At 34.3% G+C, this 14,739-nt stretch carries 12 protein-coding genes and 1 riboswitch; of the genes, 9 read left to right on the top strand and 3 right to left on the bottom strand.

Translation table 11 applies throughout. The features are described 5' to 3' along the window. The first annotated feature begins 32 nt into the window (after positions 1–32). A riboswitch (Lysine riboswitch) is annotated at positions 33–204 on the top strand. 118 nt (positions 205–322) lie between these two features. Beyond that, positions 323–1,564, top strand: coding sequence for an aspartate kinase (locus tag J5Y03_RS02055; protein WP_209401919.1), 1,242 nt, complete (start codon positions 323–325; stop codon positions 1,562–1,564). Positions 1,565–2,043: 479 nt separating this feature from the next. On the opposite strand, the gene J5Y03_RS02050 is transcribed toward J5Y03_RS02055, so the two are convergent. Further along, a complete protein-coding gene (locus J5Y03_RS02050; protein ID WP_209401912.1) occupies positions 2,044–2,487 on the bottom strand; it encodes a YslB family protein in 444 nt (147 codons plus the stop codon). Between the two features lie 309 nt (positions 2,488–2,796). Here J5Y03_RS02050 and J5Y03_RS02045 point away from each other — a divergent pair, with 309 nt between their 5' ends. The 8 genes from J5Y03_RS02045 to J5Y03_RS02010 all read left to right on the top strand — a co-directional run bounded on the left by J5Y03_RS02045 (position 2,797) and on the right by J5Y03_RS02010 (position 12,114). Continuing rightward, a complete protein-coding gene (locus J5Y03_RS02045) occupies positions 2,797–3,432 on the top strand; it encodes a succinate dehydrogenase cytochrome b558 subunit (RefSeq protein ID WP_209401910.1) in 636 nt (211 codons plus the stop codon). Between the two features lie 12 nt (positions 3,433–3,444). Continuing rightward, positions 3,445–5,202 carry a succinate dehydrogenase flavoprotein subunit gene (gene sdhA / locus J5Y03_RS02040; protein WP_209401908.1) on the top strand — a complete coding sequence of 586 codons (1,758 nt, stop codon included), beginning with the start codon at positions 3,445–3,447 and terminating at the stop codon, positions 5,200–5,202. Positions 5,203–5,219: 17 nt separating this feature from the next. After that, positions 5,220–5,981, top strand: coding sequence for a succinate dehydrogenase iron-sulfur subunit (sdhB, locus tag J5Y03_RS02035; RefSeq protein ID WP_209402210.1), 762 nt, complete (start codon positions 5,220–5,222; stop codon positions 5,979–5,981). Between the two features lie 109 nt (positions 5,982–6,090). Next, complete coding sequence (locus J5Y03_RS02030; protein ID WP_209401906.1) at positions 6,091–6,543, top strand: acyl-CoA thioesterase; 453 nt, start codon at positions 6,091–6,093, stop codon at positions 6,541–6,543. A 446-nt stretch (positions 6,544–6,989) separates the two neighbouring features. Continuing rightward, positions 6,990–8,906, top strand: a complete 1,917-nt coding sequence (gene thrS, locus J5Y03_RS02025) for a threonine--tRNA ligase (RefSeq protein ID WP_209401905.1) — start codon at positions 6,990–6,992, stop codon at positions 8,904–8,906. 549 nt (positions 8,907–9,455) lie between these two features. Next, a complete protein-coding gene (locus tag J5Y03_RS02020) occupies positions 9,456–11,117 on the top strand; it encodes a DUF2339 domain-containing protein (RefSeq protein ID WP_209401903.1) in 1,662 nt (553 codons plus the stop codon). A 15-nt stretch (positions 11,118–11,132) separates the two neighbouring features. Beyond that, positions 11,133–11,555: a GNAT family N-acetyltransferase gene (locus J5Y03_RS02015; protein ID WP_209401901.1), complete on the top strand. Its 423-nt coding sequence runs from the start codon at positions 11,133–11,135 to the stop codon at positions 11,553–11,555. 13 nt (positions 11,556–11,568) lie between these two features. Next, positions 11,569–12,114: a GNAT family N-acetyltransferase gene (locus J5Y03_RS02010; protein ID WP_209401899.1), complete on the top strand. Its 546-nt coding sequence runs from the start codon at positions 11,569–11,571 to the stop codon at positions 12,112–12,114. Between the two features lie 276 nt (positions 12,115–12,390). Here J5Y03_RS02010 and J5Y03_RS02005 read toward each other — a convergent pair whose 3' ends face one another. Continuing rightward, complete coding sequence (locus J5Y03_RS02005) at positions 12,391–13,134, bottom strand: class I SAM-dependent methyltransferase (RefSeq protein WP_209402208.1); 744 nt, start codon at positions 13,132–13,134, stop codon at positions 12,391–12,393. A gap of 68 nt (positions 13,135–13,202) precedes the next feature. Further along, entirely contained in the window at positions 13,203–14,555 is a 1,353-nt protein-coding gene (locus tag J5Y03_RS02000) for an Nramp family divalent metal transporter (protein ID WP_209401897.1), read from the bottom strand. Between the last annotated feature and the right edge of the window lie 184 nt (positions 14,556–14,739).

Below are 14,739 nucleotides of genomic sequence, written 5' to 3'. Positions count from 1 at the left end.
ATATAATTGTATAAAAATTAATAATTTTACTCTCGAAGAATAGAGGTTGCGAATTTAATTAGTATCTTAGTCTAGACGTGTGGCGTTGGAATGACTAAGCGAAAGGGAAATTCGCCGAAATGGAATGGATCCACAATTCATTCTGTTGGGACTACATTTAATAGGTGTAGGACTGTCGCGTAATTGCGGGGAGCTATTGAAGAGATGTTGATGCAAAGTCTATTTATTATTTGTAGATTAAGCGCGTGAACATTGATTCACGCGCTTTTTTGTATTTTTATCGAAAAATTGAGAAGAACTAAGAAAAAAGTGGGGGTTTATAATGAGGACTATTGTACAAAAATTTGGTGGTACTTCAGTTGGATCGATTGAACGGATACAACATGTTGCAAATACAGTTATTCGTGCTTATGAGGAAGGAATGAGTATTGTTACTGTTGTATCTGCAATGGGACATCATACAGATGAGTTGGTTGATTTAGCAAAACAAATTAATCCTGATGCAAACAAGCGTGAAATGGATATGTTACTCTCTACAGGTGAACAAGTTTCAATCTCGTTACTAGCAATGGCTATTCAAGCTAAAGGGTATAAAGCAATCTCTTTAACAGGATGGCAAGCAGGCGTACAGACTGAATCGATTCATAGTAATGCTCGAATTAATCATATTGATACGACAAGAATTCAGCAATTTCTAAATGAAGACTATATTGTCATTGTCGCTGGTTTTCAAGGAATATCGTCAGAGAATGAGATTACAACATTAGGTAGAGGTGGATCAGATACAACAGCGGTCGCACTAGCGGCAGCTCTAAAAGCAGAGCGATGTGACATCTATACAGATGTTACCGGTGTTTATACAACTGATCCTCGTATGGTAAAAGCTGCTTCAAAGTTAAGTTATGTTTCATATGATGAAATGCTTGAATTAGCAGCACTAGGGGCAGGGGTTTTACATCCCCGAGCAGTTGAGTTTGCAAAAAATTATCAAATTAAACTACAAGTTCGTTCAAGTCAAATTGATGAAATAGGTACATTTATTGGGGAGGATATAGAAATGGAACAACAAACAGTCGTAAGAGGGATCGCTTTTGAATCAGACATAACAAGAATGACACTTAATGGATTATTTAATCGTGTTGATCTACTGCCATCTATTTTTACATTACTTGCAAGAGAAGGGATTGATGTCGATATTATTATCCATAGTGTCACATCAGATAATTTAGTGAATTTATCTTTCTCAATTAATTCAGTTAGTATGATTCATGCAATTAAATTATTAGAAGATAATAAAGAACAATTAGGATATGTATCAATTGATGTTGAAGGGGAATTAGCAAAAGTATCAATAGTAGGTAGCGGAATGGTATCGAATCCTGGAGTAGCTGCAAAAATGTTCCAATATTTAGGTGAACAAGGTATTACGATTAAAATGGTTAGTACATCTGAAATTAAAGTTTCAACAGTTATTTCTAAAACAGACTTAGAGAAAGCTGTCCATGCATTACATTCAAGTTTTGAGTTGGATAGTATTTCTAAGTTGCAAGTTGTTGAAAAATAATTGGAAACTTTATGTGGAATTAAAATATATGGGCTCTTTTCAAAAGAACTGTTGTTTTTTAAAGGCTACCATGAAAATAACATTTTAAAAGACAATTATAATAGGATGAATCCCTTATTTTCGATGGCCATGGTGCGAATTTTATTAGCATGTATGTCTTTTTTCTAAAAGATTGTTGCTTTTATGTTTTGTAATTTAAAATACAGAAGTTGATTGGAACGGAAGGGTGCTCGATTCCTGTGGGAGATGCGGGAAGACTGAGACCCCACAGGAGCGGATGCGACGAGGAGGCTCAGCTCACGCCCCTAGGAAAGCGAGCATCCTGGAGTGGAAATCATACACATACTGAAATTGCAACAAAGTTTATCAAAACAGACAAATAAAAAAATGAGGTTGTCAAAGTGTAAGGACAAAAGACTTTCTATAAGGAATCAAACCTTTAGAAAAGCCAATTGTTCATACATTAGACGACCTCTTTTTTAATCACGTATTGGATCTTTTAAATCCCATTTTACAAGAAATTTAATTTTATCGTTACGTTTATTTTTTTCTTCATATGTTTCTGCAACCACATCAATTTGTTGTTGGATCTGCATGGCGATAAAGCCAGCTTCTAGTTGATAAGAAACTTCTTTTTTATGTATATGTCGATAGGATATTAGCTCTGAAGATAATGTTAGATGAAATTCTTGCTTCTTTTCTTCGTTAACTACTAATGTTCCCCATCCTGCATTTTCAAAGAAAGTGATAATTTCTTCAAATGTTGCAAGAGGATATTTTCGGGCTAACATCTTACCTCCCCAATACAAAATGTCTTCTTGTTCTCTTCCAAAAAGATCACCAAGTAAGTCATGTCGTATTAGTTCATAACCAAAGCCACTTACACTACCTGGAATGTTTAAATTTTCTTCGCCGTTCGTCATGTGTGGGTCTAAACTTCCTTTCTTAAAAACCTGTTTATATTATATACAAATCATACTCTGAAAAACAACAAAGAAACGCTTGCTAAAAGATTAGAAATTAAATTGTTTAAAAGTTTTTTCAATAAAGAAAAATGTACGCGTTTTCTTGACGGTGTCTATCTCAGGGAGTAAAATGAGTTTGATGATAGATGTCATAAAAAATTAATTTTTATGCTAATTTTTCTCTTGCTTTCTACAATTTTAATAGATTAATTGAAACGTAAGAGACAACATGGATCATGTTCACAGACTAAAGGGGGCTAAAGTTACATGAGTAACACGAATGGAAAGGAGTTTTTTAGACGAAAACTTCATTCTTTATTAGGCGTAATTCCAATTGGAATCTTTTTAACACAGCACTTAATTGTTAACCATTTTGCAGTAAATGGTGCATCGTCTTTTAACAAAGCTGCTGGTTTTATGGCGGATCTACCTTTTCGCTATGTTTTAGAAATTTTTATTATCTTTTTACCAATCTTGTACCATGCGATTTATGGTCTTTACATAGCTTTCACAGGTACAAGCAATGTGAAGAGATTTGGTTATTTCCGTAACTGGATGTACATTTTACAACGTATTTCAGGGGTTATTACATTAATTTTCATAGTATGGCATCTATGGGAGACACGTATTGCTGCGGCACTTGGAGCAGATGTTAACTATATGATGATGCATGACTTATTCACTTCAAAATTCATCTTAGGTTTTTATATAGTAGGTATTATTTCTACAACTTTCCATTTCGCAAATGGATTATGGTCGTTCTTAGTATCATGGGGAATTACAGTTACACCAAGAGCGCAACGTATTTCAACATATGTTACTTTAGCAATTTTTGTAGCGTTAACTTTCGTAGGATTAACTGCAATATTTGCATTTGTTAATCCACACCTAGCGAACATGTAAGGAGAGATCGTCATGAGTGGTAAATTAATTATAGTCGGCGGTGGTTTAGCTGGTCTTATGGCTACAATCAAAGCTGCAGAGTCTGGAACAAAGGTTGAATTATTTTCATTAGTTCCTGTTAAACGTTCGCACTCAGTATGTGCGCAAGGTGGAATTAATGGAGCGGTAAACACAAAAGGTGAAGGTGACTCTCCTTGGGAGCACTTTGATGATACAATTTATGGTGGAGATTTCTTAGCAAACCAACCACCAGTAAAAGCTATGGCTGAAGCTGCGCCTGGAATTATTCATTTAATGGACCGTATGGGTGTTATGTTTAACCGTACACCAGAAGGTTTATTAGATTTCCGTCGTTTTGGTGGAACGCAATATCACCGTACAGCATTTGCTGGAGCGACAACTGGTCAACAGCTATTATATGCATTAGACGAACAAGTTCGTCGTTACGAAACAGAAGGCCTAGTTCAAAAATATGAAGGCTGGGAGTTCTTAAGAGTAGTAGTAGATGATCAAGGCGTTTGTCGAGGCATTGTTGCACAAAACTTAACATCAATGGAAATCGTAAGTTTCTCTGCAGATGCTGTTATTATGGCAACTGGTGGGCCTGGTATCATCTTTGGTAAATCTACTAACTCAATTATTAATACTGGGTCAGCAGCAGCTGCTGTATACCGTCAAGGTGGAATTTATTCAAATGGTGAGTTTATCCAAATTCATCCAACTGCAATTCCTGGAGATGACAAACTTCGTTTAATGAGTGAAAGTGCTCGTGGTGAAGGTGGTCGTGTTTGGACATATAAAGATGGTAAGCCTTGGTATTTCTTAGAAGAAAAATATCCTGCATACGGAAATCTAGTTCCTAGGGATATTGCTACTCGTGAAATTTTCTCTGTTTGTGTAGACGAAAAACTTGGTATCAACGGAGAAAACATGGTGTATTTAGATCTTTCTCATAAAGATCCGCATGAATTAGATATAAAACTTGGTGGAATCATTGAAATCTATGAAAAATTCATGGGTGAAGATCCGAAAAAAGTTCCAATGAAAATTTTCCCAGCGGTTCATTATTCAATGGGTGGACTGTGGGTAGATTATGACCAAATGACAAATATTCCTGGATTATTTGCAGCTGGTGAATGTGATTATTCAATGCACGGTGGAAATCGCTTAGGAGCAAACTCATTACTGTCAGCAATTTACGGTGGTATGGTTGCAGGTCCTAATGCTGTTAAATACATCAAAGGTTTAGATAAATCAGCAGCAGATGTTTCATCTTCTGTATTTGATCGTCATGTTGGTGAAGAACAAGACAAATTAAACAAGATCCTTGCTATGGATGGAACAGAAAATGCTTATGTTCTTCATAAAGAGCTTGGAGAATGGATGACAGATAACGTAACAGTTGTTCGTTACAATGATAAGCTGTTAAAAACTGATGATAAAATTCAAGAGTTACTTGAACGTTATAAAAATATCAATATCAATGACACTGCTAAATGGAGTAACCAAGGTGCATCATTTACACGTCAATTAGAAAACATGTTGCACTTAGCACGTGTAATTACATTAGGTGCTTATCACAGAAATGAAAGCCGTGGTGCACACTACAAACCAGAATTCCCAGATCGTAATGATGAGGAATTCCTAAAAACAACTATGGCTAAATTTGATGAAGGATTGAAATCACCAGTTTTCCATTACGATGATGTTGACACTTCATTAATTAAACCAAGAAAACGTGATTATTCTAAATCGAAAGGGGATAAATAAGAATGTCTAATACAACAATGACTGCTGACAAGACGGTTACATTTATTGTTAAACGTCAAGATTCACCAACTTCAGCTCCTTATGAAGAAACGTTTAAGATCCCTTATCGCCCGAATATGAACGTAATCTCGGCTTTAATGGAAATCCGAAAAAATCCTGTTAATGCAAATGGTCAAGAAACAACTGCTATTACTTGGGACATGAACTGTCTTGAGGAAGTATGTGGTGCTTGTTCAATGGTCATTAATGGAAAACCACGCCAATCTTGTACTGCACTAATTGATAAATTAGAACAGCCTATTCGTTTAGAGCCAATGAGTACATTCCCTGTCGTTCGTGATTTACAAATCGATCGTAGCAGAATGTTTGATTCTCTAAAGAAAGTTAAAGCATGGATTCCAATTGATGGAACATACGATTTAGGCGCTGGTCCTCGTATGGCAGAGTCAAAACGTCAATGGGCTTATGAATTATCAAAATGTATGACTTGTGGTGTTTGTTTAGAGGCTTGTCCAAATGTTAATAGTAAATCAAACTTTATTGGACCCGCTCCACTTTCACAAGTACGTTTATTCAACTCTCATCCAACTGGTGAGATGAACAAAGCTGAACGTTTACATGCAATCATGGATGAAGGCGGATTAACAAATTGTGGTAACTCACAAAACTGTGTACAATCATGTCCAAAAGGTATTCCATTAACAACATCAATTGCAGCGTTAAACAGAGCAACTACAATTCAATCAATTAAAGACTTTTTCGGAAGCGACGAAGTATAAAAAAGTCAAATTGCCTCCTTGCAAAGGGAGGCAATTTATTTACCTTAAAATGAGTGAATATTCATTCTTTTTTTAGGGGTGTTAAATCGATATTCTAGGAGGGAACAAAATGGCAAGAATGGATTATATAACAACTCCACTTAATGAATGGCAAAAAACTTTTGAATTTTATATAACAATTAAAGTTCGTTTTAGTGAGACGGATATGTTCGGACACATGAACAATACTGTGCCATTTACTTATTTTGAAGAAGCAAGAATCGAATTTTTTAAATCTCTAGGTTTTATGCAAGAATGGACAAATACAGAAAATGAAACAATTCCTGTTGTTGCAGATTTACAATGTGATTACCTGAAACAAGTATACTTCGATGAAACCATTCGAATTTACGTAAGGGCAGCGAGTATCGGACGTTCATCAGTTGACTTGCATTACATGGGAATGAATGCAAACGATGAGATCTGTTTTACGGGACGAAATTCTTTAGTGAATATGTCAAAGAAAACAGGAAAAAGTGTGGAATGGAATACTGAATGGAAAAATAAACTGCAAAACATGTAATAAATACTGAACATGTATAAAAAGGGTAAAAAGTCACATAATAGTAAAATATGCATAACATAAAGTACTAATTTCTTTAAAATTTTTTTGAGGACTTGAACAAGTGTAGTTCATTCTATATAATAAATCTATATTGAATAATGAATAAGCTAAGATCAAGGATATGAGCGTTCAAAACGGTAGTTCAGAGAGAAATTCATTTGGTGCAAGAATTTCCTATACGCTGTTCGACTTACCACCTTGTAGCTATAGCGGGGAACGTCTATTGATTAGTAACCGTTATCGGTATTGACCGTTAAAACGTTGAGTATTACATAGGTTTTTTCTATGTAATGAATTAGGGTGGAACCACGAGCACATTCGTCCCTACGAGTGTGCTCTTTTTTTATTGTCAAAATTTAAATGTCTAGCCAAGCTAGGGATAAAATCAAAAAGGAGTGAACAGAATGATTTCAGTTAAATTACCAGATGGATCAATTCGCGAGGTGGAAATGAACACAACAGTTGAAGATTTCGCTGGTTCAATCTCCATTAGCTTAAAGAAAAAAGCTTTAGGTGGAAAAATTAACGGGAAGCTGGTTGATTTAAACACACCAATTACAGAAGAATGTGAAGTTCAAATCATTACTCAAGATAATCCAGAAGGTTTAGAAATGATGCGTCATAGCTCTGCTCATATTCTTGCACAGGCTGTAAAACGTATTTATAAAGACGAAAAAATATCTTTTGGTGTTGGACCAGTAACAGCTGATGGGTTCTATTATGATATTGACCTACCTGTTTCAATTAAAGTAGAAGATCTACCGAAAATTGAAAAAGAAATGGAAAAAATTATTAAAGAAAACCTTCCAATTACTCGTTCAGAAGTAAGCCGTGAAGAGGCTTTAAAATTCTTCACTGAGCTTGGGGATGAGTTCAAATTAGAATTAATCCGTGATTTACCTGAAGATGTAGTAATTTCAATGTATACTCAAGGCGAATTTGTTGACCTTTGCCGTGGACCACATGTACCAACTACTGGTCGTGTAAAAGCGATTAAATTAATGTCAGTTGCAGGTGCATACTGGAGAGGCGATGCAAACAATAAAATGCTTCAACGTGTTTACGGTACTGCATTCCCAAGTAAAAAGGAATTAGAAGAATACCTACACTTATTAGAAGAAGCTAAAAAACGTGATCACCGCAAATTAGGTAAAGAGCTTGAGTTATTCATGTTCTCTGAAGAAGCACCAGGTATGCCTTTCTTCTTACCTAAAGGTACAATTATCCGTAACGAATTAGAGCAATACGAACGTGGAATTCAATCTCGTAAAGATTACCAAGAGGTTCGTACACCATTCATCATGAACCAACGTTTATGGGAGCAATCAGGTCACTGGGATCATTACCATGAAAACATGTACTTCACTGAAGTAGATGAAACAAACTTTGCTTTAAAACCAATGAACTGCCCAGGTCATATGTTAGTCTACAAAAATAAACTACACTCATACCGTGATTTACCAATCCGTATGTGTGAAAATGGTCAAGTTCACCGTCACGAATTCTCTGGTGCACTAAATGGAATGATGCGTGTTCGTACATTTACTCAAGATGATGCTCACATTTTCTGTCGTCCAGACCAAATTGAAAATGAAATTATTGAAGTTATTAATATTATTAAAGAAATTTATGGCGTATTTGGTTTCACTTATAAGGTGGAATTATCAACTCGCCCTGAAGATTCAATGGGTTCTGAAGAATTATGGAACAATGCTGAAAAAGCATTAGAAAACGTATTAGAAGCACAAAATTTAGAATTTAAATTAAATCCTGGTGATGGTGCATTCTATGGTCCAAAAATCGACTTCCATATCCAAGATGCATTAAAACGTAGCTGGCAATGTGCAACAATTCAGCTTGACTTCCAAATGCCAGAGAAATTTGATTTAACATACGTAAATGAAGATAATCAAAAAGAACGTCCAGTAGTTGTACACCGTGCAATTTACGGTTCAATTGATCGCTTCTTAGGAATCTTAACTGAACACTTTGCAGGTGCGTTCCCACTTTGGTTAGCACCAGTACAAGTAGCTGTTCTTCCAATTTCTAACGTTCACAATGAATATGCTGAGAAATTAGCTGAACAATTAAAGGATGCAGGTATTCGTGTAGAAGCTGATTTACGTGGTGAAAAAATCGGATATAAAATCCGCGAAGCGCAATTACAAAAAGTACCGTACATGCTTGTAATTGGTGACCAAGAAGTTGAAAACAACACAGTTGCAATTCGTAAACGTGGTGAAGGAGACATTGGTACTCAAGCATTTGAATCATTCTTAGAAATGGTTCTTCAACAAAAACAAGATAAAGTAATGTTTTAATTAAGAAGAGCCTCTACCTATTTGGTAGAGGCTTTTTTTTATCTTCTTTTAAAGAGATAGAAAAAGTTTCCGGGGAAATATGACAAATTTCAATATGACATAGAATTGTTTTATTTAGGATCTTTTCTAAAAGAGTTTTTGAAATTATTAATTTTAAAGACAGAAGTTGATTATAACGGAAGGTACGAGACTCCTGTGGGAATAGCGGGAAGGCTGAGACCCCGCAGGAGCGATAGTGACGAGGAGGCTCAGCTCACGCCCCACGGAAAGGGAGCATCCTGGAGTTGTAATCAACTAACTCATTCTAAAATAGCAACAATGTATACGAAAACTGCCTTTTTTTAATACCTACCACAAAAATAAATGATTAAAAGAAAATCATTACACAAGGAAAGGGATTTGTATCATTATGTCGAAAATAATAAAGATTAGTTCTTGTTACTTGGAAATGACTTTTAAAAAGTTTAATTGATTTTCATAAAAAGAATATACATAGAGAAATAGAGTAAATTGAGTAGCGAAATAATCATAATCTTTGTGAGGTGGAAAATGGAAGAAAATCAAAAACTATTAGAACAAAGAGTGGAGTTATTGGAAAAAGAAGTTGACGAATTAAAAAGACAATTACATATGTCTGTAACACGTCCTAGAGAGAAAGAGCCGATTAAAAGTGAGCATAAAGAAATAAAATCGATTAAAGTTGAATCAATGCAGCAAACGTTAAAAAAGGAAGAAGTTGAAAAGGACGATCTTGATTTAGAAAAACTAATCTTCCAAAAATGGTTACCAAGAGTTTATATTCTAATTTTTTTAGCAGGGATAATGTGGGGATTTAAAGCAGCTTCAGATTTCGGAATATTAAATCATGCTGCTAAAGTTGGAATTGGCTTTTTGGTCGCCATTTTACTATTATGGATCGGAAATCGTCAAATTAAATCTGGGCGCAACATGCTTGGTCAAGTTTGTATAGGTGCTGTTTTGCCAGTACTAATGCTAACAACTTATGCTATGCATAATTTATATGATTACATCGGTCCTAGTTTTGCATTTTTCTTGCATGTATGTTGGATTACCCTTGGATTATTTTTAACAGATCGTTATCGTTCTGAACCAGTAGGGATATTAAGTTGTATTGGTGGCGTTCTAATTCCATTTTTAATTGAAAGTTCTCATCCAAATACGTTGTTTTTTATAGGTTATGAGACTTTATTATATTTAGTATTCTTAGCTTATTCAACATGGAGAACACATAAGATTCTTTATCTTACTTCATCAATATTATTAAATTTAGTATTAGTCATTCCTTTTATCCAAAAGGGTTATCATTATGAGTTTTTTAAATATGCTTCTTTTGCAGTAATTCTTCAACATTTAGGGCTATTAGTCATCTTTTTAAGAAGTAAGATTTCGCTAAAGTGGCAAATGGGGGTACTAAACACAAGTTTATTAATTGTTATTTGCTGGTGCATGAGGACATTTAAAGAAAACACAATTACAATATTTTTTCTATTAATCAGTGCACTTTATGTTTATTTAGTGGTTCGTTATAAAACGAATAAGGAACGCTTTTTTCTATCAACAACAAATTTAATTTTAGGCATAACCTTTTTAGCAATTAATGTTCTCTCTTATGATTTGTTACGACTCTTTTTATTAGTCCAAAGCTTTATAGCTTATTTATTTTATATAAAGTATAAGGATTATATTAAACTAGTTTTTTGCTTTTTAACTGCAGTACCTGTTGCATTATTAATTATAACTAGTCCGATTGAAGCAATCATTTCTTATAAAACAATAACCTTTATAGCTTTGATTTTCTATGTGTGTGCGTTTACTTATGTAACAATAAAAAATTCAAAAGAAGATGAAGAGTCATTAGTACTTAACCTAGGTTCTTTAATAACAATGGTTTTAGTGTTAGTTTTCGTAACAGAAATCTCGTCTGTTATTTCAAAGGGTTGGTCAGATACAGCTTCACGAATCGTAATGAATATAAGCTGGTTAATTGTTGCAATTGGAACAATTCTGTTAGGCGTGTTGAAGAAAATAAAGCTTTGGTACTATCTAGGAACAGGAGTTATTGTCTTAGTGTTTATCAAGTTTGTTTTAATTGATATTCCAAATGTTTCATTAATTGTTCGTGCTGGACTCTTTATTTTAGTTGGACTGATTGGATTACTTATTTCTAGATTTGTCTTTAAAGAAAAATAGATTAGGAGATAAAAAATGAAGATTATAAAACAGTGGGATGAAAATGATACAAAATATATTAGAAGTAAACTAATTGAATATAATCAAAAAAATATCCCAGAAGATATGAGAAAAGAATTTGAAGAAGTTAGTTTTGTTTTACGGAACGATGACAATGATATAGTAGGAGGAATTGTCGGAACGTATTACTGGAAATGTCTACATATCAATTTCTTTTGGATTGATGATACAGTTCGAGGAAGTGGATTTGGAACGAAATTACTGAAGGAAATGGAAAATTTTGCGGTTGAGAAAAAATGCCGATTAATCAAATTAGATACATTTAGTTTTCAAGCACCTGAATTCTACCGTAAACAAGGGTACGAAGTTTTCGCTACACTTAATGGATATCCATCTGAAAAGGATAGCCGATTCTATTATGTAAAGTGGCTAATGTAAAGGAGACTGTCAATTGCCAACTATCGAAACGAAAAATTTACTTTTAGTTACATTTACAGCTAGTGCAATGGAGAAGGTGTTAAACGGGGTACAAGAAATTGAAATAAATGGAATAAAGTATACCTTTTCAAAAGGATGGCCAATTGACGTATATAAAAATTTATTTGAGTATAAGATTCACCGGTTTAGAGAGCACCCTAATGAGGAAGAGTTTGAAGGGGTTCTTATTCATAAACAGCAGAACCTAATTATAGGGGATATGGGATTCAAGGGTGGACCGACTGAGCAGGGAAGTTTGGAAATTGGATATAGCATTGCTCCTTCTTTTCAAGGAAGGGGCTTTGCCACCGAGATGGGAAAGGCAGCTATTAAGTGGGGATTCAAGCAAAATGGTGTAAAAAAAATTGAGGCAACCTGTTCTATTTATAATAAAGCTTCAATAAGAGTGTTAGAGAAGATTGGAATGAAAAAATGGAAAACGGATATGGAAAAACATTATTGGGAATTGGCTAATCATTCTACACGCAAAAATCATTTTGTGAACAAACAGGAGGGCTGAATCTGACTTCAAGAAAATCATCGGTAGTCTTTGTTGTAATGGATCGAACAGATATTAGAAATTTTTTGGTTTATGACATCATTTTTAGTGGGGTTGTTTACTATTTGATAAAAAAACTGCAAGCAAATAATCTAGTTGCAATTGTTGGAAGTGGTATTGCCACTAATGTCCTGAAACGTACAATGAAAAGGATATCATACTCTTAGGTTTTATTTATAAAGTTGTGGTGAAAGAAAACAAGAGCATTCCCTAGTAAATGGAGTGCTCCCTTTTTTTTTATAGAGGCTTAGTGCACGCAAATAGTAAAAATAATGGGATTCGCAAACGTCTATTATATTCTTCTTCGTCAGTGAAATGTTGTTTTTGAGGCATTGGTTCTCGAATCTTATTAATAACAAATCCTGCTTCTTGTAGTGTTGAAAAATATTCGTCAATTGTTCGGTGATACTTTACTACTTGTTCGCCAATCCAAGGTTCTACACGCTTACCAGTTTTAAAATAATCATCTACAATCCAGTTATTGCGTTTTCCATTCTTTGTCATACTTTCAAAAGAAGAAGTAAGTAATGGGTGTTGCACGCTAAAGATAAACCTTCCACCAAATTTAAGCGTTTTGTATACGTTTTGTGATAGTTTGCTGAAATCTTCAATATAATGGATAGCTAATTGTGACACAACAAGATCGAAAGTGGATTCTGGAAAAGCATATTCTTCCATAGTAGAATGCTCGATCTTTCCAGATGAGTTTTCTAAATTTAGAATAGCATTCTGTACCATCTTTTTAGAGCCTTCAATTCCTAAATAGGATTTAGCACCATTTTTTAGTAAGTCGATACCAAGTGAAGCATCGCCACAACCTAAATCTAAAATGTCATAATCATATACATCCTCAAGTAATTCAAATAGTACAGGCTTTTCAATGAGGATATTAGGACTATCGTTTCTGTATCTTCTGTCGATGTACTTTTTGAAAAATTCTTCATTATCATAAACCGTTGATCCTCTGTATTCCGTCCTAATCCTCCTCCTAATAAAAGCATCTTTGAAATTTTATACTAAAGATTAAGAAAATTCAACAAAAGTATTTACTAAAAAAATGTTCCCCAAAGTAAATAAACATTTAATATCGCAATAAATGAAGCAATTATCCAAGCAGTATATTTAAGGAGAGGTTTGTTTGCAAATTTCCCCATTTTCTTTTTGTCACTTGTAAACATGACCAGAGGGAAAACTGCAAATGATAGTTGAAATGACAATATTACTTGGCTAAGAATTAGTAATTTAGTAGTACCACTAGCTCCATATAAATACGTAACAATTAAGGATGGAATAATTGCGACAGATCGAGTTATAAGACGGCGTAGCCAAGACGGTAATCGTATATCTAAAAAACCTTCCATAACAATTTGACCAGCTAAAGTTCCAGTAAGTGTAGAGTTTTGACCAGATGCAAGTAATGCAACTGCAAATAACGTACTTGCTAATGTTGTTCCTAATAGAGGAGTAAGAAATTGAAATGCTTGCTCAATAGATGCAATTTCTGTATTTCCACTTTTGTAAAAGGTAGCTGCCGCCAAAATTAATATAGCTGCATTTACAAAAAGAGCTAGCATTAAAGCGACTGTAGAATCGATTGTAGCGAACTTAATAGCTTCTTTTTTTCCTTCATCTGACGTATCGTATTTACGTGTTTGGACGATTGAAGAATGTAAATATAGATTATGAGGCATAACGGTAGCACCTAAAATACCAAGAGAAATAAACAACATACTTGGATTTGTAATGATTTGAGAACTTGGAATAAAACCGAGAGCAATAGATTTTAAGCTCGGATTTGCCATTGCTAATTCAACAATAAAACACCCTGCAATGATGAGAATTAAAGCGATGACAAATGCTTCTATATATCGAAATCCTTTATTCTGTAATAATAAAACAATTAAAATATCAAGAGCTGTTAGACAAATTCCCCAAAAAAGTGGGATACCAAATAATAAGTTTAGAGCAATAGCGGAACCAATTAGTTCTGCTAAATCACATGCTGCAATTGCAATTTCACATAATACCCATAATCCAAAGGATACAGGCTTACTAAAATAATCTCGGCATGCCTGAGCTAAATCCCTCCCAGTGACAATACCAAGTTTAGCTGCAAGAGCTTGAAGAATAATTGCCATGATATTTGATATTAAAATAACAGACAGTAATGTATAGTTAAAGGTTGATCCTCCAGCAATTGAGGTAGCCCAGTTACCTGGATCCATATACCCAACGGCCACTAAATAACCAGGACCGATAAAAGCAAACAACTTTCTGAAAAAGTTTCCTTTTTTCGGAACTTTCATTGTACGATATACTTCTTCAAGACTTGGGTGCCCTTTTTTACTTTGCCAATTTGGGTCTGTTAATACGAGTTCTGAAGCATTTGCCTTCTTTGCCAATCTATTCAACTCCCTTATTTAAATGTAAATCTTGACCACTACCAAATAATTTAGTTTAATCCTATAATGTTTCCTTAAGTAAACTTTTGATATTTGGAGTATATGCACAATTCGCCTAATATGTTCATTATTATAGATTAATAAATTAGGACGATAAAAAACGCCCGATTATTTTCGAGCGTTT

Source organism: Gottfriedia endophytica (genome assembly GCF_017814275.1).
Taxonomy (GTDB): Bacteria; Bacillota; Bacilli; order Bacillales; family Bacillaceae_G; genus Gottfriedia; species Gottfriedia endophytica.
Note: the sequence above shows the minus strand (reverse complement) of the source record. Positions and strands in the feature narration are given on the sequence as shown.